This is a genomic window from Kushneria sp. Sum13 (genome assembly GCF_052692355.1).
Map to the genome: position 1 here is coordinate 380924 of NZ_CP199847.1, position 16784 is coordinate 397707.

Sequence of the window (16784 nt, forward strand, 5' to 3'; positions counted from 1 at the left end):
GCGGGGCGTTTTCGTGTCAGCGGATACCGAGGCGTTCGCGGGCGGCGGTTAGCCGGGGCTGGTAGCGGCGGGCAAGGGAGGCGCCTTCGGTGAGGTGGCCGTAGAGGCTGGGGCCGATCGGTGACTGGAGGTGCTCGAACATCTCGCGCAGGTGGTACTGCCTGTAGAGTTCGTGCAAGCGCAGCATGTGGCTGCACAGGGCGTAGAGGTTGACCTGATCGGCTTGGTTCAGGGTGTCGTCGTTGGCCGGGGCGGGGAGCCACTGGCCATCCAGCGCGCAGGCGGCGATGAAGTTGCAGGCGCTTTCCAGCTCGGCGGCGGGGATCATTTCGGCACGTGGCACGTTAAAGCGGGTATGCACCAGACTCCAGAGCTTGGCGCGGGCCTGCCGTTTGGTGGCGCCGGGCAGCACGTTGATCTTTTTGCCGATCAGCTCGTGGAGAATGTGCAGGCCATCGGTGCCGATGGTCGCGGTGGCGATATCATAACGGCCGTGCTGACGAATGGCCGGCAGCACCTCAGCGGTGACCCACTTCTTGAAGCGCTTCGCCTCGGTTTTGCGTGAGCGCAGAATCGCGGAGTAGAGGCCGGACTCGTTGATGATCGTCATTTCCTGATCACCGGAGGGGGTGGGCACAATTTGCCTACCCCTCTCGTCATCATCAAGATTGCGGGCCATATCTTTGGCAGTCTGATATTGCAGTGCCCTGGCAACATCAGCGGCAATAAACCACGGCTGATCGTCGATCAGCAGCGTGCGAATTTCTTGGGTATCGAACTGGAAGGGTAAAACTTGGGCGATAGCGCTCATCTGAAACTCCTTTAGTGCTTATCGGAGTTCGCCTGTCCACGACCAAATGGAGGGGGGCGAACCGTACGCAGGTTGGTCGACCGGGGCACTAAAGGAAACCCGGCAGCCCGAAGGCTCCCGCGCACGGCCCGCCATAACACGGGCACAAAAAAACGCCTGGCGGCGCTGTGCGCCTTTAGTGCTGATCGGGCGACCAAACCCGTTCGCTGATTTTGCAGCGATGGGGGGATAGTGGCGTATTAGACGCGATTTTGCAATTTCGATGTGAAATGCGGGGGAGTAGAGGGGTAAGGAAGCGCCGCTTACTTCCCGAGAGGTCGGCCTTTCAGTTTTGGTGTGTGTGCCCAAGGCACTTCGTACCACATGGGCTGTGTAGCAGAATTTACCAGCTTGGAAATATCCGGCCACCACTTCAGCAGTCGCATGGCTTCTTCCCAGCCACGGTGCTTTGACCACTGCTTGTCCAGGTGGAAAACGGTCAGCCCGGCTTCTCGGAAAGCGTGTATTTCAGGGTCGTTCTTGTCGAATTTGTCTTTCGACAGAATGACCCAGTTGCCTTCCCTTTGTAGCTCGGACAACCATTCCTCGTCAGGAATACCACGCCTGCCGAACTTGTCTATCACATGTTCGACAGTATGGTTTTCAGGAAGAAGCGTTTGAAGATGGTGAAGCGCCCGCGCGAGACCCTGACCCAGATTTTCGTCAATGAAGATGTGCACCCGCCGCGATCCTTCTTTCAAAGTTTGCGGCACGAATTACTTCGTCTTCAGTAATTCCGTAATATCGAGCGACCATCTCGGCATTCTCATCCTCAGCTGCATAGGCTTTGGCCAAGGTACGAGTGGGCATATAGCTCGGAAGGACATAGGGCTTGCCGAAATTGAGCTTCGGATTGACCTCGATCAGATCATCTTCAGGGTCCGGTTGCCATGCAACAGGATTTTGGCATTCGTCAAAGGAGATGCTTTTCAGGATGGAGGGGCTCACAACCTCAGCCATGACCTTCTGTCGCTTGGCAAGATCGGACAGCCATTCTTCACCACTTTCAGTGATGGTCTGGATGAACACATCTTTACCATCAGTTGCCAGCCGCGGATTGGTTAAAGGGTAGTCAATCTGATAATGGCTTTTCAGATTGTCCAGCGCTCGACGAATCGTCTGCAAAGAGACGCCATGCTGTCTGAGCGACCAAACGGCTTTGGCCTCAAGTAAGTCACGGAAACTGAAAGCATCAGGTGCCCCTTTGGCTTCGGGCTCTGGGTGCCATAGCGGCTTGTGGGTGTCGTCATCACGCAGCAGCCAGCTTTTGAGCAAATCAGTTTTGATGCCCGTTAGCTGTGCGGCCTGCTTGGGGCTATAAAGCCCGATGCCTATAAGTGATGTCATATCTTGCCCCCTTTCTGCTACGAAAAGGCCCCAAGCTGTTTAACGGCCGGGGGCGGGTCTGTATGTAGCAGATGTTCAATATATTAATGCGGGGAACTAATAATTGACAGTTTTAAACAGCTTTTGAGAGGTGATCGAGCAGCGAGTCGCGCAACACGGTGCGGTCGTGATCGGTGAAGCCGAGCAGCTCGCGCTGTTCGTACTGCACGCGCGGGCCGTTGATCGCGACGCGATCCCGCAGGCCGAACTGGTGGGTTTTGGCGATGCTGGCCACGCGGCCAAAGAAACCGACCTCGACGCCATCGGCGCCGGTGCGCACACGTAGATATTTGGCCGTCCTCAATTTGCCGAACATCGCCTTTCGCCGGATCGCGCCCTTTTGCCCCAGCGCCTTGCGCGGCGCGTAGTTCGTGCCGTCGGGGTTCTTTTGCGCCTTGATGCGTTCGCGCTGGGCACGGCGCAGGTCGGTGGCCACCACCCGCGCCAGCCGGCGGCGCTCTTTCGCGTCGAGCTTGGCCAGCAGTGGCGCGGCCCAATCTTCCAGGCGCTCGATGTTGTCAGCCATTGGCGCCCTCCGGCTCGACGTAGTCGCTCAGGTGCCGGTCGTTTGCCATGAGCTGCCAGCGGCGCGGGCCGCAGGTCTCGATGTCAAAGCGGGGCATGCGGTGGCTGATGTTGATCTGCCCGGTGTCGCAGTCCTTTTTGGCGACGACGCGCTCGGTAAGCTGAATGCGCAGGGCGAGATCCACGGCGTCATTGTTGAGGATCTCGGCCTCGAACTTGATCGCCTCGGCGGGCACCAGATCCGGCTGATAGACGGCGAGCCAGTCGAGCAGCGGGATCATCACGGTGTCGATGTCGTCAGCGAAATCGGTCAGTACAATCTGTGCCGTGAACGTGTAGCCGTGGGAGAGATTGGCGCCGGGGGCAAATTCGATGGTGCCATCCTCGACGAACGTCAGCATTTGATCGGGGTCGCGCTGCAGGTGGGGCACGGCGTCGATCAGGTGCTGGCGCAGGGCGGTGAGCTTTTTCAATGATTAATTCTCCATTAATATGGTATTAATCCCTGTTGTTTTATGCGACCTTTCTTATGAAAGGACAGGTTCATCACCTGGGCCCTGCACATGGATGTGCTTTTTCAGTTCCCTTCTTCATGACATGCAATCACCGCATCAACTTCCGCAGCACACTGCGCCCAGGCGGCCTCGGTCCGTTCGAGCTGCAGGTGCAGTTCGCCGTTATTGGTCGGGTGACTGGCCGGTAGGGTGCAGGGCGTCGGGGTCGCGCACTGATTGGTGATAAGCGGCTGCGCCGGTGACGGCGGTGCGCTGGCGCAGCCGGATAACAGCAGGCAGGCGAGTGTCGGCCCAATCTTTCGTGTCGGTGTCATCGCGCTGGATCTCCCTGATTTTTTCGAGGCGATTGGAGGCGGTGCGGGCCAGTTCAGTCTGCTGTTCGGCGAGCGCCCGGCGCTGGGATTCGAGGCGGCGGGCGTTATCCCATAGCGCGTCGATGACCACCTGCCGGCGCTGGTTTTCGTTTTGTGCGGCGTCGCGCTCCTGTTCGATCCGGTCGGCGCGGTCGTTGGCAACATTGCCACGCTGCCAGAGCGCCCAGCCGCCGAGAGTCAGACCGGCGATCAGGACGCCGGTGATGATCAGGCGGTTCATAGATCCAGCCCCTGCAGGCAGAGCTCGCGCTCGGCATCACGGCGACGGACCAGCCCCCTGAGTTTTTTACCGCCGGCGTAGACCCATCGTGTGAGCTGATCGCAGGCGCCACGTATGTCGCCGGCGTTGAGTTTTTCCAGCAGGGTTGAGCTGCGAAACGAGCCCTCACCGACGTTGAAAATGAACGAGGCCAGCGCGGCGCGCCGGGCCGGGGGCAGGCTGCGATCGATGTTGTCGTTGACGTTGCGCCCGATGGCGTCGAATGCGATGCCGAGATCTCCGGCGAGCAGGGCATCACATTCTTCCGCCGTTTTGGTCTGGTGCAGCCTGACGGTCGGACCGGTGTGGCCGGTGCAGATGGTCGGGATGCCGACCGGGTCGGCGTAGGCGGTCAGCTCGGTGCCTTCAAAGTGACTGACGACCTGAATGGCGATCGACAGCGCCCCGGCAGCGACGGCGCCGATGGCGCCGCCGCCGAGCCAGCGTCCGGCATTTTTCATCTGTTCTCTCTCCGCTTGTCGCGCCAGTCCTGGAACTGGCGCCAGTATTTGGGCACCAGCAGGCCGATCTGCAGGCCCAGATAGGCGAGCGTCAGCACCGTGACCCAGTCACTGGGCGTCATGCCGCCGGCATGGAGCAGGGCGACAATCGCCGGTGGTGCGGCCTTGGCGGCTTCGGTGGTGATGTTGAGCTGCTGCGCCATATCCTTTCCTTGCGCTAGTCCCAGAGCTGCACGCGGGCGCGGCTCGGTGGTGTGTTGATGTCCGGCAGGGTGACGGCGGTGCCCTGGGGCAAGATCGGGCCGAGGTCACAGAGGCCGGGATTGGCGTTAAACACTCTTTCGATCACGCCTTCGGTGCGCCCGTAATGGCGGTAGCAGATGTGGTCGAGGGTGTCGTTTTGCTGGGCGCGCACGGTTCTGGCCATCAGATCAGCTCCACGGTCACATGCGGTCGGTCGAGGATCTCGCTGATCGCCCAGGACGCATCACGCCGGTAGCTCTCGCCGATGAGTTCCTGACTATCGCCCCGGTCGCGGGTGCTGGCCGTGGCGTCGTAATCGCGGTACGCCTCGGCGATGGCCGCATGGGCGGTGGCATAGACCGCGCGGCGGTAGAGCGCCAGATAGATGCCGGGCGGGTGCCAGCGGGGTGTGGGGACGTCCTGCACCTGCTGATGGCCGGCGTCGACCTGCCGAGCCTGCCAGTCACGCAGTACTCGGTTGACGGTGGCCATGGCTGTGAGCAGGGCATCCTGCACGCGCGGGGGTGTGACGGTACCGTCGAGGCGACGGGCGTCGCGGAATTCGGCGGGGTCGATGGTGGGCCAGAACCCGTTATTGACGATGGGCTCGGCGGCGCGGGCGCTGGTGTTGCCGGCGGCGACAAAACTGGTCATGGCGGCACCTCGGTTTTCGCCCCGTAATACAGGGGGTGGACGATGAGGCGGCGATGGGCTCAAGGCCCTGCGTTATCACCGTGCCCCCTGGACGTCGGCGGTCGACTCGGTTAGCCCGGCTGGGCGTTGTTTTGTGGCTGGCCTGCCTGTTCGGCGGCCTGCTTTTTGAGCGCTTTCTCGATGCGGTCGATGTCCTGCTTCACGCCGGCACGGTCGTTGAGTTCAAAGGCGCGCTGGTAGTGGTTCAGGGCATCGGGCAGATCGTTGCTGGCGCGGTAGCCTTTGCCAATGGCCTTGTGCAGCTTGGCGCGGATCTGGTCGTGCATATCCTTGCCATCGATCAGGTCATTGATCTCGCAAAGCGCCTCAAGCATCGAGTCGTCGTCATCGGCCAGAGCGAGTGCCTGCTCGGCGGATTCCTCGGCAAGGATCGCAGGTGTAGAGCGCTGGAACTGCTCGCCCGGATCGAGTTGGTGCTGCATCGCGTAGCGGGCAATCGGCAGGGCGCCGGTGATGTCGCCGACGTCGATGCGCCACAGCATGATGCGCATCAGCACCTCATCTTCGGCCCCGCGCCCGGCGTCCAACACGCCGGCCACATACTCGGCGTAGTTGGGCAGGATCTCGCGCTTGATCTCGATCTTGCGCTCGACGGACTGCACCGACTTGAGACGGCGGTAGTCTTCGAACAGCTGGGCGTGCATCAGGTGGTAGGCATCGCCGTGCATGACCTGATCGCCGGCATTCGCCGCCGCTTGTGCGGCGGTGATGCGCTCGTAGTGTTTTCGCAGCGAGCTGACCATGGTTATGCCCCGGCAGTGGTGTCGGTGGTTTCAGTCTCAGGGGCGTCTGCATGGGTGATGCCCTCAAGGAGACAGCCGAACCCGTAATCCTCGATGACGTAGGCGTCGTTGGAGGATTCGTAGTTCTCGACGCGCTTGCGCTCGGGCTTGTCCTTCAGGTAGCGACGGCGCGAGCCTTCCTGCCAGTAGATCGACAGGTTATCCAGCGAGGTGATGAACACTGTGCCATCAGGCATGAACGGTGCCTGCAGAGCGTTCAGGCCACCCATGCGCTTTTGGGCCATGATCAGGTCCAGCGCATTTCTTTCGGTCGGCTGTTCCCATTTGTTGATTTTGGGCAGGTACTCCTCGGTCATCAGCGAGCGCCCGACGATGGCCACCAGATCGGTGCTGTCGCGATACCAGGGTTCGAGCAGGGAATTGACGGCTTCAAAGATCAAAGCATCAATGTTCTGGAACTCCTGTCCCTTGCCCAGCGTCGTGCCTTTGATGACGCGTGCGGCAGCGTGGGCGCGATACTGTTGCAGCCAGCCGATGTTGACGTCCTGCAGCAGCGGGTTTTTGGCGCGATCGGTTTGCCGGTCGGCGCGGGTACCGTTGAACCCGATCATGATGCGGTCGAGCGCCTGCTGCCGAATGATGGCGTCGCGCACGCGGGCCTGAAAATCGGGAAACTTCGACCAGGCGTCGAGCTTGGACCATGACAGTGCCGTGTCGAACTCGGTCGATTCGCAGCGGTATTCGTGCTTTTCCATGCCGGTGGGATCGATGGGATTACGGTCGCGCTGGCTGACGTCGGTACGCCCGGCGATAGGGGTGGTGATGCCCAGCTCGAGCTTTTCGCCGACCAGATCGCGTACACCGGTCATGTTGACTTGAGACAGGAACTGGCTGGATTCCTGAATCTTGGTTTCGAGCGTCTGCTGCACGCTCGGATCGATATCAAACGATGAGAACGCGTTTTCGGCACCGTTGAGGGATGCGAGACGCTGGGCGTACTGGTTGAACTGTTTGCGGGTCGTCGTGCGCATATTGGGAGCGTCTCTTAGCAGTCGGTTTCGATGGAGCCGTTGCCGCCGGTGGCCGGCGTGCGGGACTTGTGGCGCGGGGTGTAGTCGAGCTGGTTGTGCAGGTCATCGTGTGATGCCCGGAGCTGCTCGTGGGCCGTTTTCAGCTGGTTGAACTGATCCGCGCTGGGGCGCTTTTCCAGCTCGGCGCGCATGTCGGCGTTTTCAGCGACGAACAGGCCCATGGTTTTTTCGAGATCATCGCGCAGAGCGGCAAAATCGCCGGTGGTCTTGTTGCGGTGCTGCGCGAACATGGCCTTGACGCGCTCGGCGAGGGACGGGCCTTTCGAGGGCTCGGGTGTGTCATCGCTGAAATCGAGGTCGGTTTCGATGGCTGCTGAAAAGAGGTTTTCCGGGCGCTGCTTGCGACCGGCCAGCGGTGACTCAGCGCCGGCCCCGGCACTGAACTGCAGCATCGAGGTGCCCAGCGATGCCGGTGAGTCGGTGATGGCCAGCCCCATCAGGTAGGCCTCGCCGGTGTCCGAAAAGTCGGGGTCGACTTCCATCGACGTGTAGACCTTCTGGCGTGCCTTGTTCAGGGCCTTGAGTTCGTCGGTCGGGTCGAGATCGGCGTAAAGCTGCAGTTTGCCTTCGTCGTTTTCCTCGGTTTTCAGCCCCACGACATCGCCGTACGCCTTGAAGGGGCTATCCGGCAGGATGCCCTTGATGTGCTCGAGGTTGATGCGGCAGCCGTATTTGTCGGGATTGAAATTGGCGGCCATCTGTTCGAGCCATTTGCGCTCGATCTTGCGGCCATCGGTGGTGGCGCCTTCGGTTGCGATGCGATGCCAGGGCATTGAGTAATCCTCGGGAACTGAACAGGTGCTGTATGGGCATCAGGTTCCGTGCAGATCGGTCTCGGCTCAACGCGCGGGCGTTGTAAACACAGGCGTTACAAGCCGTGCCCCGATATGGCGTCCGGGCTGGTCGGTACGCTGTCCGCATTTACAGTGCCGGACACCACATGACCGCTAACCCTCTGAATCCCGCCGAAATCGACACGACGCTGGACAGTCCTGACGCCGCGAAACTCTCTGCGCGCCACCTGTACTGGATGGGCTGGCGTGTTGGGCGCATTGCCGAGTTTTTGAACCTTTCTCCCAACACGGTCAGCAGCTGGAAGGCTCGTGATAAATGGGATGAGGCCACGTCGACGCAGCGCGTCGAGGGCGCGCTCGAGGCGCGACTGGTGATGCTGATCTCGAAGGAGGCGAAAGAAGGGCGGGACTTTAAGGAGATCGACCTGCTGGGTCGTCAGATCGAGCGGCTGGCTCGGGTGCACCGCTATGAGGAAAGCGGCAAGGAGGGCGACCTTAACCCGAACATCGAGCGGCGCAACGCCGGCGAGAAGAAGAAGCCCGCGCGTAATGACGTTGGCGATGAGGGCGTGATTCAGATCGTCGAGGCGTTCGAGGCGTCATTGTTTCGAGTACCAGCGTCACTGGTACCGGGCCGGCCAGCATGAGCGTATCCGCAACCTGCTCAAGTCACGCCAGATCGGCGCGACGTGGTTCTTCGCCCGCGAGGCCATCGCCGATGCGGTGGAGACGGGCAAGAACAAGATCTTCATGTCGGCTTCAAAAGCCCAGGCGCATATCTTCCGCAACTACATCGTGCAGTTCGTGAAGGAGACGACCGGCGTCGAGCTGAAAGGCGACCCGATCGTGCTGGCCAATGGCGCGGAGCTGCATTTCCTCGGCACCAACGCCAAAACGGCGCAGGGCTACCACGGCGACACGTACCTCGATGAGTATTTCTGGATCGGCGGCTTTGAGCAGTTCCGCAAGGTCACCAGCGGCATGGCGATGCACAAGAAGTGGCGCCAGACCTATTTCAGCACACCGTCATCGGTCGCCCATGAGGCGTACCCGTTCTGGACCGGCGAGCGGTTCAACAAGCGCCAGAAAAAGGCCGACCGGGTCGAAATCGATGTGAGCCATGCAGTACTGGCCGGCGGCGCCCGATGCGCCGATGGCCAGTGGCGGCAGATCGTCACGATCAAGGATGCGATGGCCGGCGGCTGCGATCTGTTCGACATCGATCAGCTGCGGCTCGAATACTCTGATGATGAGTTCGCGAACCTGCTGATGTGCGAGTTCGTCGACGACAGTCAGTCAGCGTTCCCTATGATGTCGATGCAGCGCTGCATGGTGGATTCATGGGATATCTGGCGCGACTGGAAACCGTTCGCGCAGCGGCCGTTCGGTGATCAGCCGGTGTGGATCGGTTATGACCCGGCGGGTGAGGGTGAGGGCAGCGACGGGGCCGGGCTGATCGTGCTGGCCCCGGCGAAAAACCGCAACGACCGGCATCGCATCCTCGAACAGCACCGCCTCAAGGGCCACGACTATGAGGCGCAGGCCGAGTACATCCGCGAGGTCAGCCGCCGCTATAACGTCCAGTACATCGGCATCGACACCAACGGGATGGGCGACGCGGTGGCGCAGCTGGTCGCGAAGTGGTTCCCGCGCGTCACTCGGCACCGCTATACCCCTGACAGCAAGAGCGCGCTGGTTCGCCAGGCGCAGCACATCATCGACCGTGGTCGCCTGGAGTTCGACGCCCGCGACACGATCATCGCGCAGTCGTTTACCGCGATCCGGCGCGAGCTGACCGCAAGCGGTCGGCAGTTCACCTATGCCGCTGGCCGTAACGGCCAGACCGGCCACGCAGATCTCGCATGGGCCACCATGCACGCCCTCAGCAATGAGCCCATCGACGTTCTCGCCGAGGGCGAGCGCGGTGGCTCGATCATGGAGATTTACGGATGACCGACGTTACCGCCAAACCACGCCAGCGCGCCTATGCCCGATTTGAGCAGCAGATCACCGCACCGGCACCGGCGAGGCCCGAGGCGTTTACCTTCGGCGAGCCGGTGCCCGTGACCGATCTGGCCGATTTTCTCTATACCGGCTGCTGGATGGCCAATGCCCGGTGGTATGAGCCGCCGGTCGATCTGGCCGCACTGGCCAAAATGTACCGGGCGACGGCGCACCATGGCAGCGGGCTGCAGGTGAAAGCGCAACATCCTGACGCGTCAGCTTTATGCCGCACCCACTGCTGGGCCGGCAGGCGTTCCGCGAGCTGGTCACGGATTACCTGGTGTTCGGCAATGCGTATATCGAACGGGTCTATGGTCGACTGGGTCGTCTGATCGGTCTGCGCCCGGCGCGGGCCAAATACGTGCGGCGCGGTACCGAGGAGGGGCATTTCTGGTGGGTGAGCAACTGGCAGCAGCCGGTCGAGTTCGAGGTGGGTTCGATGATTCATCTGGTCGAGCCGGACATCAATCAGGAGATCTATGGCGTGCCGGATTATATGGGCGCGCTGCAGTCGATCATGCTCAACGAAAACGCGACGTTGTTCCGTCGACGCTACTATCTCAACGGCAGCCATGCGGGCTTTGTGATGTACGTCTCGGACGCGGCGCAGAATCAGGAAGACATCGACGCCATGCGCGATGCGCTCAAGAACTCGAAGGGCGTCGGCAACTTCCGAAACCTGTTCCTGCATTCGCCCAACGGCAAAAAGGATGGCGTGCAGATCATCCCGATCTCGGAGGTGGCAGCGAAAGACGAGTTTGCGGGCATCAAAAATATTACGAGGGATGACACGCTGGCCGGCCATCGGGTGCCGCCTCAACTGATGGGGATCATCCCTAACAATACGGGCGGGTTCGGTGACATCGAGAAGGCGGCGCGCGTGTTCGTGGCCAATGAGCTGGACCCGCTGCAGTCGGTGTTTTTGGAGATCAATGATCAGGTGGGACAAGAGGTAGTGCGGTTCAGACCATATGATCTGGGTAACGGAGAATATCCAAAAAATTAATTTGGTTTAGGTTGATTATTACCAGTGTGAAGCTGCAATCAGTTTCTAAGTCATTAGGAGGGGTAAGGGTATGCCAATGAGTTCTAACGATTTTATCAAAATTTATACTGCGATGACTCCCGATCAAAGGATCAAGTTTGATGAGCTCGTTGATGAAGTTGAGGAAGCAGAAGATCGGTTAGAGGGTGCCTTGAGCGAGCTCCATGCTAAAAGTCCTGATGAAATAAAGGCACTGGAGGAACGACAGGAACAGCTTTTAGACGATTACGACAAAGAAGAACAGCAAATTGAGGAGGAACCATATTCATCGTTTGACTCTGAAACGGCCAGCGTAGAGCGAATGATGGATCATCAGAGCAATCAGCAAGACCTTGAAGAGAGCCTTCAAGGCACACCTATTGAAGCAGAGTGGATTGAAATAGATTTGGAAAAGAAAAAAGAAGAGCTTAAAAAACACGTTACCAGTGCATTGGAAAGATGTCAGAGATAAACGCTGACCAGCAGCTTTAAGATAAAAGCCGCCTGCTTGGGCGGTTTTTTGTGTCTGGCCACTGCTGCTGGAGTATCTATACCTAGTAAGGATGGTCAGCGCCGTTCGCACGCCGTCGACTCCCCGCCCCGCCTGCGCGCTAAATGGGTCTGTTTTATTGCACCCTTGCACCTGCCCGCGAGCCAGCCGCCATGAGGGCCGCGAGGTGGTTTTTGCGATAGGTTTTCCCGTGCGTTTCCTTGCGTTTCATGCGCCCACACTATTGGGTGTGTGGAAGCCTCTTATGCCGCTGTCGTCGCCGCTTTCCTGACTCACTCAAAGCGCCCAGAAATGTTGCCCCAAATGCTGCCCCAGCCATGCCAAAACCTGCCCACGTCATGCCTTTTTGTGCACTTTTTGACCAGTAGCGCAAATAGCCCCATATGGCGTTAAGTCTTTGTTTTGGGAACAAAAAAAGCCGCCCGTTGCGGGGCGGCTTTTTTGATGTTTGGTGGAGGCGGGGGGAGTTGAACCCCCGTCCGCCGGCACTCGTCCATCAGCTCTACATGCTTAGATTCGTCTTTTGGTTCAACCGTATCGGCTCCGACGAGCAGGATCCGATACAGCGGGCTCTCTAATGTTTAGCGGTTGACGCGAGAACAAAGCCAACCACGATCCTGTCAGCTGTAGCTCATAGCCCCGTTACGATGAACAGGCACATCGCTTCGGGGTAAGAAGGTTACCAGCAGGGTTTAAGCTGCCAGCGCGCCCTCTTGAGCATAGTTTTCGTCATTTGCGACTATTTTAGAGTAACGTGGTATTTACGAGATACGTTACGCTCTCGGCATGCACCTCAGGATCTGCAACCGGCGTCGAATCCATAACGCCCCCGGTTCGGTACAGAGTGTAGCAATAATTGCAGTAAGCGCCAATTGCTATCGATGCTGGGATACCTGATGCACGTACAAAATGGCTGATCCGCCATTAAATGGCTTGCCGACGGCTCAGCGCTGTTCGCGTACAACGCGTGCCTTCTGTCGCTGCCAGTCACGCTGCTTTTCGGTTTCGCGCTTGTCATGCTTTTGCTTGCCGACGACCAGCGCCAGCTCACATTTGACCAGATGCCCTTTCCAGTAAAGCCTCAACGGGACACAGGTATGACCCTTGTCCTGCGTACGTGAAAAGATTTTGGCAATTTCCTTTCTATGCAGCAGCAGCTTGCGCGTTCTGGCCGGCTCGGCCACCTCATGCGTGCTGGTCGTGTTCAGGGGCGTAAAATGAGCGCCCATGAGCCAGGCTTCGCCACGACGCACCAGGATATAGGTATCTGTCAGCTGTGCCTTGCCGGCGCGCAGGCTTTTGACTTCCCACCCCGACAAGGCAAGCCCTGCTTCGAAGCTTTCTTCGATGTGGTATTCATGGCGCGCCTTGCGGTTCTGGGCAATCAGATTGCCTGAGGGCTGTTGTTTCTTCTTGCCCATCGAAATGTCATCTCCTTGACGATAAAAATCATGCAATGCATCACATGCGCATGCTCACCTTGAAATGGGGGGAGGCGTGATATCATTCAAGCATGTGTGAACAAACGTCAACCATGGTACGCGCTGAGCGTGCCTGCGTCATGGGAGAAGGGCATGCCCACCGTTGATCGCTCCGCGATGGTGCGCCATACCGATCAGCAGATGTTTGAGCTGGTGAATGATTTTGAGCGTTATCCAGAATTTTTACCCAACTGTCGCAACGCGCGTACGGTCGAACGGGGAGAGCACCATCTGATTGGTGAGCTTACTCTGGGGAAGGGGGGGATAGAGCAGACCTTTCGCACCCGTAACGGGCTCAAACCCTTTGATCGTATTGACCTGTCACTGGCAAGCGGCCCGTTCAAGCGTTTTGAAGGCCACTGGAGGTTTGTGGCGCTGGATGAGCGTTCCTGCCGGGTAGAGCTGCATCTTGAATTTGAATTTTCCAGCCGGCTGCTGGGGATGGCCTTCGGACGGCTTTTCAATCAATTGGCAGGCCAGCTGGTCGATGCCTTTATTGAACGTGCTGACAGGGTGTACGGGCGCTGATGCAACGTGAAGCGGAAGGGATTACCTGTGAGGTTGCCTGGGCGACACCGGCGTCACAGTATCTCGAAGTCATTACGGTGCCTTCGGGGACCACGGTACTGGGCGCGCTTGAGGCCTCGGGCCTTTGCAGCAAGGTCAGCGAACTGTGCAGCGTGCCCATGGAGACGTTAACGATTGGGATCTTTGGCGAGCACGTTAAATCGCCGAGCGATCAGGTAGTGCGTCAGGGGGAACGGATCGAGGTCTACAGGCCACTGCAGGTCGATCCAAAACAGGCTCGTCGGGCCCGGGCCCGACGAAAGGTCTGAATGACCGCTATCCTGTCGATGGCTTACAGGGTCGGATCCGCAGCGCCACCCTCGGGATTTGATGTCGGCTGACCCATGGGGGAAACCACTTCCCCGGGCCCAGCGGCGGCAGCTGATGCAGGGGCATCAAGCTGCTGCGTTCGGGGGCTGGCATCGATATCGCCGGCTGTCTGAACATCCGCCAGTTGATTGCCATTAAAGACGAGCGAAACCTGCTTTTCAGTGATATTGTCGTCAGCATCCTTCAGCCGATAGACATAGTTCCAGTGTGAATCGTCAAAGGCGTTGTACATCAGGGGGCTCCCCATGACCTGTACGACCTGCTGACGGCTCATGCCGGGCTGCAGCTGCGAGACCATATCGGGAGTGATCAGATTACCCTGTGGCAGGTCGCGCTTGTAAACGCATGCTGCTAACAGACTGATCAAAAAAGAAAAAATTATAAGCTTGAGCGTGTTTTGCATTTGCCTGGGACTTTCCCTATCGTTTGCCTTGATCGATCATACCCGATACATCCAGAGACTGCGAAGAGCTACCATGGCCGATAGAAATCAGGAGTTACGCAAGGCGGGCCTCAAGGTGACCCTGCCCCGCGTAAAAATCCTTCAGATCCTCGAGGCAACTCGGGAAGAGGATCTGCACATGAGCGCTGAAGACGTCTACAAGGCGCTGCTGGATTCCGGTGAAGACGTCGGTCTGGCCACTGTTTATCGTGTCCTGACACAGTTCGAGTCCGCAGGGCTTGTGGTACGTCACAATTTTGACGGCGGCCATGCTGTATTCGAAATGTCTCAGGAAGAACATCACGATCACATGCTGTGTCTGGAAACGGGCGAAGTCGTCGAATTCTTTGATCGCGATATCGAGCGTCGTCAGCGTGAGCTTGCCGAAGAGCGCGGCTACGAGCTGGTCGATCATGCCCTGGTGCTTTATGTCCGCCCCAAGGGCTCCAGCGCGACGCGTCAGGATGGCGGTGGCAATCGCCGCTGATCAGAACGACGAACACCTGGGTGATCACAAAAACGCCGCAAATGTTCGCGGCGTTTTGATGTCGGTAACCCGGAAGCCCCCGCTGCTAGTGGGCAGATCGCTGACTGACGTCCAGCATCTCACGGGCATGGGCCAGCGTGCGCTCTGAAAGGTGTACGCCTCCCAGCATCCGTGCCAGCTCCCTGACCCGTCCTCCCTCATCGAGCAGTGCCATGGTGGTATGAGTGGTGCGCTCATCCGCCTGTTTTTCGATATGCAGGTGCTGATGTCCCTGTGCGGCCACCTGAGGTAGATGAGTGACGCATAGAATCTGACCGTGACCGCCCAGCTGTCGCAGCAGCTGTCCGACGATTTCTGCCGTGGCACCTGAAATGCCGACATCCACCTCGTCAAAGACCAGCGTCGGTATAGTGCTGTGCTGTGCGGCGACTACCTGGATGGCAAGACTGACGCGGGACAGTTCACCGCCCGATGCCACTCGGGTCAGGGCGCGTGCCGGTTGACCGGGGTTGGCGCTGATCAGGAAGCTGACCCGGTCCATGCCGTCGGGTTGTGCTGTTTCCCGGCGTGCGACATCAACGGTAAAGTCCGCCTTTTCCATACCCAGAAAGGCCAGCTGAGACTTCACTTCCTCGCCCATGTGGCGTGCTGCCTCAGTGCGCTGCTCGGAGATCTGGCGGGCCAGTTCGCGCCAGGCGTTGCGCGCGGTTTCCGTGGCCTCGACCAGCGTCTCCATGTCTTCCCCGCCATCCTGCAGCGCGGAAAGTTCTGTCTGCAGGCGTTGATGCAGCGCCGACACTTCCTCGGGCATGACGTGGTGCTTGCGGGCGATACGGTGAATTTCGGCCAGACGTGACTCGACCGCCATCAGGCGATCAGGGTCCAGTTCAGTGGCATTGACGTAGCGATGAAGCTCATATCCTGCTTCCTGCAGCTGGATGCAGGCATCGCCGAGCATTCCCAGAATATTGGCCAGGGCGCCGCTGTCGCTCCCGGGCAACTGCTCCAGTCGCTGTCTGGCCTGAGTCAGGCGGGACAGGGCGCCGCTCTCATCATCATCGCAGCAGTCGGCAGCAAACTGCGCCTGAGTGATGATTTCTTCGGCATTGGCCAGGCGGGTCTGTTCTTCTTCAAGTGCCGAGAGTTCTTCTTCGCCCAGTGCCAGCGCGTCGAGCTCTTCAACCTGATAGCGCAGCAGCTGGCAGCGAGCCTGCTGCTCGTCACCGTTTTCCCGTGCATTTTTCAATCGGCGGCTGGCCTGCTGCCACTGACGATAGATCTGCGTGAGCTGTTCGACCTTCTCGCTATGGCCTGCAAAATCGTCCAGCAGACGCAGATGCGTCTCCTCGCGCATCAGGGTCTGATGAGCATGCTGACCGTGGATATCAATCAGATGTTCACTAAGCGCTTTGAGGTCGGCAAGCGTTGCCGGTACGCCGTTGATCCAGGCCTTTGAGCGGCCGTTGGCGGCCACCGAGCGTCGCATCAGACACTCCGTATCGTCGAGGTCGCGCTTGGCAAGCCATGCGCGTGCTTCGGACAGTTTCTCGACGTCAAAGCGCACCGCCAGATCGGCCCGCGAGGCACCATGGCGCACGCTGCCGGCATCGGCTCTTTCCCCCAGGCAAAGCGACAGGGCGTCCAGAAGAATGGACTTGCCGGCACCGGTTTCGCCGGTGATGGCCGTCATGCCATCGCGGAAATCCAGTTCCAGATGTTCAACAATGGCGTAGTTACTGATGGATAGCTGAGACAGCATGGCCACTCCCGTGCGCGGTGTCGCAAATGACTGGGTTTAGTGGGTGGAGACTGACTTTATATACAGTGAATGTGTTTTTATACAGCTGCCCTGATCGGGCTTCAATACCCTGAATTGGTAATTTCATCGTCGTCATGCCTTGAGATTGCGACCCGAATGCCCCATCTGGGTAAACAGTTTTCAGCATGAATGTCGCTCTACAGGATGACGCACTGACAGCCGGT

The 16784-nt window shown here is 59.2% G+C and carries 24 protein-coding genes, 1 other RNA gene and 1 pseudogene; 8 read left to right on the plus strand and 18 right to left on the minus strand.

Features of this window, described 5'->3' with window-relative positions; translation table 11 throughout:
* Nucleotides 1-16 precede the first annotated feature (16 nt).
* The 14 genes and pseudogenes from ACUN8C_RS01765 to ACUN8C_RS01830 form a co-directional block, all read right to left on the minus strand.
* Nucleotides 17-811 (minus strand): BRO-N domain-containing protein, encoded by a 795-nt coding sequence (locus ACUN8C_RS01765; protein WP_445620664.1) that lies wholly within the window; start codon nucleotides 809-811, stop codon nucleotides 17-19.
* A 302-nt stretch (nucleotides 812-1113) separates the two neighbouring features.
* Entirely contained in the window at nucleotides 1114-1530 is a 417-nt protein-coding gene (locus ACUN8C_RS01770; protein WP_445620665.1) for a PIN-like domain-containing protein, read from the minus strand.
* Complete coding sequence (locus ACUN8C_RS01775) at nucleotides 1514-2197, minus strand: hypothetical protein (protein WP_445620666.1); 684 nt, start codon at nucleotides 2195-2197, stop codon at nucleotides 1514-1516. Before ACUN8C_RS01775 ends, ACUN8C_RS01770 begins: the two co-directional genes overlap by 17 nt.
* Before the next feature lie 112 nt (nucleotides 2198-2309).
* The gene (locus ACUN8C_RS01780) at nucleotides 2310-2762 is read right to left on the minus strand and encodes a phage virion morphogenesis protein (RefSeq protein WP_445620667.1); all 453 of its coding nucleotides are present in this window, start codon (nucleotides 2760-2762) and stop codon (nucleotides 2310-2312) included.
* On the minus strand, nucleotides 2755-3234 hold the full coding sequence (locus tag ACUN8C_RS01785) for a phage tail protein (RefSeq protein ID WP_445620668.1): 480 nt from the start codon (nucleotides 3232-3234) through the stop codon (nucleotides 2755-2757). Before ACUN8C_RS01785 ends, ACUN8C_RS01780 begins: the two co-directional genes overlap by 8 nt.
* 104 nt (nucleotides 3235-3338) lie before the next feature.
* Nucleotides 3339-3572 (minus strand): Rz1-like lysis system protein LysC, encoded by a 234-nt coding sequence (gene lysC, locus ACUN8C_RS01790; RefSeq protein ID WP_445621814.1) that lies wholly within the window; start codon nucleotides 3570-3572, stop codon nucleotides 3339-3341.
* Nucleotides 3469-3870, minus strand: a pseudogene (gene lysB / locus ACUN8C_RS01795) (Rz-like lysis system protein LysB); the annotation flags it as partial. The gene lysC and the pseudogene lysB, both read right to left, overlap by 104 nt.
* Nucleotides 3867-4370: a lysozyme gene (locus ACUN8C_RS01800; RefSeq protein ID WP_445620669.1), complete on the minus strand. Its 504-nt coding sequence runs from the start codon at nucleotides 4368-4370 to the stop codon at nucleotides 3867-3869. The gene ACUN8C_RS01800 and the pseudogene lysB, both read right to left, overlap by 4 nt.
* Nucleotides 4367-4573 (minus strand): hypothetical protein, encoded by a 207-nt coding sequence (locus ACUN8C_RS01805; protein ID WP_445620670.1) that lies wholly within the window; start codon nucleotides 4571-4573, stop codon nucleotides 4367-4369. The genes ACUN8C_RS01800 and ACUN8C_RS01805 overlap by 4 nt, the downstream gene beginning before the upstream one ends.
* Before the next feature lie 14 nt (nucleotides 4574-4587).
* Nucleotides 4588-4797 carry a tail protein X gene (locus ACUN8C_RS01810; protein ID WP_445620671.1) on the minus strand — a complete coding sequence of 70 codons (210 nt, stop codon included), beginning with the start codon at nucleotides 4795-4797 and terminating at the stop codon, nucleotides 4588-4590.
* Nucleotides 4797-5267: a head completion/stabilization protein gene (locus ACUN8C_RS01815; RefSeq protein WP_445620672.1), complete on the minus strand. Its 471-nt coding sequence runs from the start codon at nucleotides 5265-5267 to the stop codon at nucleotides 4797-4799. The genes ACUN8C_RS01810 and ACUN8C_RS01815 overlap by 1 nt, the downstream gene beginning before the upstream one ends.
* Nucleotides 5268-5377: 110 nt before the next feature.
* The gene (gene gpM / locus ACUN8C_RS01820) at nucleotides 5378-6070 is read right to left on the minus strand and encodes a phage terminase small subunit (protein WP_445620673.1); all 693 of its coding nucleotides are present in this window, start codon (nucleotides 6068-6070) and stop codon (nucleotides 5378-5380) included.
* A gap of 2 nt (nucleotides 6071-6072) precedes the next feature.
* Nucleotides 6073-7101 (minus strand): phage major capsid protein, P2 family, encoded by a 1029-nt coding sequence (locus ACUN8C_RS01825; protein ID WP_445620674.1) that lies wholly within the window; start codon nucleotides 7099-7101, stop codon nucleotides 6073-6075.
* A 14-nt stretch (nucleotides 7102-7115) separates the two neighbouring features.
* Nucleotides 7116-7934, minus strand: a complete 819-nt coding sequence (locus ACUN8C_RS01830) for a GPO family capsid scaffolding protein (RefSeq protein ID WP_445620675.1) — start codon at nucleotides 7932-7934, stop codon at nucleotides 7116-7118.
* Between the two features lie 167 nt (nucleotides 7935-8101).
* On the opposite strand from ACUN8C_RS01830, the gene ACUN8C_RS01835 reads away from it, so the two are divergent.
* The 5 genes from ACUN8C_RS01835 to ACUN8C_RS01855 all read left to right on the plus strand — a co-directional run bounded on the left by ACUN8C_RS01835 (nucleotide 8102) and on the right by ACUN8C_RS01855 (nucleotide 11455).
* Nucleotides 8102-8602: a terminase gpP N-terminus-related DNA-binding protein gene (locus ACUN8C_RS01835; RefSeq protein ID WP_445620676.1), complete on the plus strand. Its 501-nt coding sequence runs from the start codon at nucleotides 8102-8104 to the stop codon at nucleotides 8600-8602.
* Between the two features lie 64 nt (nucleotides 8603-8666).
* Nucleotides 8667-9908 carry a terminase large subunit domain-containing protein gene (locus tag ACUN8C_RS01840; protein WP_445621815.1) on the plus strand — a complete coding sequence of 414 codons (1242 nt, stop codon included), beginning with the start codon at nucleotides 8667-8669 and terminating at the stop codon, nucleotides 9906-9908.
* A complete protein-coding gene (locus tag ACUN8C_RS01845; protein ID WP_445620677.1) occupies nucleotides 9905-10291 on the plus strand; it encodes a hypothetical protein in 387 nt (128 codons plus the stop codon). The genes ACUN8C_RS01840 and ACUN8C_RS01845 overlap by 4 nt, the downstream gene beginning before the upstream one ends.
* On the plus strand, nucleotides 10240-10965 hold the full coding sequence (locus ACUN8C_RS01850) for a phage portal protein (RefSeq protein ID WP_445620678.1): 726 nt from the start codon (nucleotides 10240-10242) through the stop codon (nucleotides 10963-10965). The genes ACUN8C_RS01845 and ACUN8C_RS01850 overlap by 52 nt, the downstream gene beginning before the upstream one ends.
* A gap of 76 nt (nucleotides 10966-11041) precedes the next feature.
* The gene (locus ACUN8C_RS01855; protein WP_445620679.1) at nucleotides 11042-11455 is read left to right on the plus strand and encodes a hypothetical protein; all 414 of its coding nucleotides are present in this window, start codon (nucleotides 11042-11044) and stop codon (nucleotides 11453-11455) included.
* Nucleotides 11456-11943: 488 nt separating this feature from the next.
* Here ACUN8C_RS01855 and ssrA read toward each other — a convergent pair.
* Nucleotides 11944-12325, minus strand: a transfer-messenger RNA (tmRNA) gene (ssrA, locus tag ACUN8C_RS01860).
* Nucleotides 12326-12438: 113 nt separating this feature from the next.
* Complete coding sequence (gene smpB, locus ACUN8C_RS01865; protein WP_108844066.1) at nucleotides 12439-12915, minus strand: SsrA-binding protein SmpB; 477 nt, start codon at nucleotides 12913-12915, stop codon at nucleotides 12439-12441.
* A 153-nt stretch (nucleotides 12916-13068) separates the two neighbouring features.
* Here smpB and ACUN8C_RS01870 point away from each other — a divergent pair, with 153 nt between their 5' ends.
* Nucleotides 13069-13503, plus strand: coding sequence for a type II toxin-antitoxin system RatA family toxin (locus ACUN8C_RS01870; protein ID WP_445620680.1), 435 nt, complete (start codon nucleotides 13069-13071; stop codon nucleotides 13501-13503).
* Nucleotides 13503-13811: an RnfH family protein gene (locus ACUN8C_RS01875; protein WP_445620681.1), complete on the plus strand. Its 309-nt coding sequence runs from the start codon at nucleotides 13503-13505 to the stop codon at nucleotides 13809-13811. The genes ACUN8C_RS01870 and ACUN8C_RS01875 overlap by 1 nt, the downstream gene beginning before the upstream one ends.
* 23 nt (nucleotides 13812-13834) lie before the next feature.
* On the opposite strand, the gene ACUN8C_RS01880 is transcribed toward ACUN8C_RS01875, so the two are convergent.
* Nucleotides 13835-14275: an outer membrane protein assembly factor BamE gene (locus tag ACUN8C_RS01880; protein ID WP_108844069.1), complete on the minus strand. Its 441-nt coding sequence runs from the start codon at nucleotides 14273-14275 to the stop codon at nucleotides 13835-13837.
* Nucleotides 14276-14348: 73 nt separating this feature from the next.
* Between ACUN8C_RS01880 and fur the strand changes: the two genes are divergently transcribed.
* Nucleotides 14349-14801, plus strand: a complete 453-nt coding sequence (gene fur / locus ACUN8C_RS01885) for a ferric iron uptake transcriptional regulator (protein WP_086620854.1) — start codon at nucleotides 14349-14351, stop codon at nucleotides 14799-14801.
* A gap of 85 nt (nucleotides 14802-14886) precedes the next feature.
* On the opposite strand, the gene recN is transcribed toward fur, so the two are convergent.
* Nucleotides 14887-16560, minus strand: a complete 1674-nt coding sequence (gene recN / locus ACUN8C_RS01890) for a DNA repair protein RecN (protein WP_445620682.1) — start codon at nucleotides 16558-16560, stop codon at nucleotides 14887-14889.
* Nucleotides 16561-16784: the final 224 nt, after the last annotated feature.

What these genes read in the sequence shown, in the direction of transcription:
- ACUN8C_RS01835 (WP_445620676.1), top strand. Translation starts at nt 8,102, where the DNA reads ATGACCGCTAACCCTCTGAATCCCGCCGAAATCGACACGACGCTGGAC.
- ACUN8C_RS01810 (WP_445620671.1), bottom strand. Translation starts at nt 4,797, where the DNA reads ATGGCCAGAACCGTGCGCGCCCAGCAAAACGACACCCTCGACCACATC.
- ACUN8C_RS01815 (WP_445620672.1), bottom strand. Translation starts at nt 5,267, where the DNA reads ATGACCAGTTTTGTCGCCGCCGGCAACACCAGCGCCCGCGCCGCCGAG.
- ACUN8C_RS01870 (WP_445620680.1), top strand. Translation starts at nt 13,069, where the DNA reads ATGCCCACCGTTGATCGCTCCGCGATGGTGCGCCATACCGATCAGCAG.
- ACUN8C_RS01855 (WP_445620679.1), top strand. Translation starts at nt 11,042, where the DNA reads ATGAGTTCTAACGATTTTATCAAAATTTATACTGCGATGACTCCCGAT.
- smpB (WP_108844066.1), bottom strand. Translation starts at nt 12,915, where the DNA reads ATGGGCAAGAAGAAACAACAGCCCTCAGGCAATCTGATTGCCCAGAAC.
- fur (WP_086620854.1), top strand. Translation starts at nt 14,349, where the DNA reads ATGGCCGATAGAAATCAGGAGTTACGCAAGGCGGGCCTCAAGGTGACC.
- ACUN8C_RS01830 (WP_445620675.1), bottom strand. Translation starts at nt 7,934, where the DNA reads ATGCCCTGGCATCGCATCGCAACCGAAGGCGCCACCACCGATGGCCGC.
- gpM (WP_445620673.1), bottom strand. Translation starts at nt 6,070, where the DNA reads ATGGTCAGCTCGCTGCGAAAACACTACGAGCGCATCACCGCCGCACAA.
- ACUN8C_RS01800 (WP_445620669.1), bottom strand. Translation starts at nt 4,370, where the DNA reads ATGAAAAATGCCGGACGCTGGCTCGGCGGCGGCGCCATCGGCGCCGTC.
- ACUN8C_RS01875 (WP_445620681.1), top strand. Translation starts at nt 13,503, where the DNA reads ATGCAACGTGAAGCGGAAGGGATTACCTGTGAGGTTGCCTGGGCGACA.
- ACUN8C_RS01880 (WP_108844069.1), bottom strand. Translation starts at nt 14,275, where the DNA reads ATGCAAAACACGCTCAAGCTTATAATTTTTTCTTTTTTGATCAGTCTG.
- ACUN8C_RS01805 (WP_445620670.1), bottom strand. Translation starts at nt 4,573, where the DNA reads ATGGCGCAGCAGCTCAACATCACCACCGAAGCCGCCAAGGCCGCACCA.
- ACUN8C_RS01845 (WP_445620677.1), top strand. Translation starts at nt 9,905, where the DNA reads ATGACCGACGTTACCGCCAAACCACGCCAGCGCGCCTATGCCCGATTT.
- recN (WP_445620682.1), bottom strand. Translation starts at nt 16,560, where the DNA reads ATGCTGTCTCAGCTATCCATCAGTAACTACGCCATTGTTGAACATCTG.
- ACUN8C_RS01775 (WP_445620666.1), bottom strand. Translation starts at nt 2,197, where the DNA reads ATGACATCACTTATAGGCATCGGGCTTTATAGCCCCAAGCAGGCCGCA.
- ACUN8C_RS01780 (WP_445620667.1), bottom strand. Translation starts at nt 2,762, where the DNA reads ATGGCTGACAACATCGAGCGCCTGGAAGATTGGGCCGCGCCACTGCTG.
- ACUN8C_RS01765 (WP_445620664.1), bottom strand. Translation starts at nt 811, where the DNA reads ATGAGCGCTATCGCCCAAGTTTTACCCTTCCAGTTCGATACCCAAGAA.
- ACUN8C_RS01825 (WP_445620674.1), bottom strand. Translation starts at nt 7,101, where the DNA reads ATGCGCACGACGACCCGCAAACAGTTCAACCAGTACGCCCAGCGTCTC.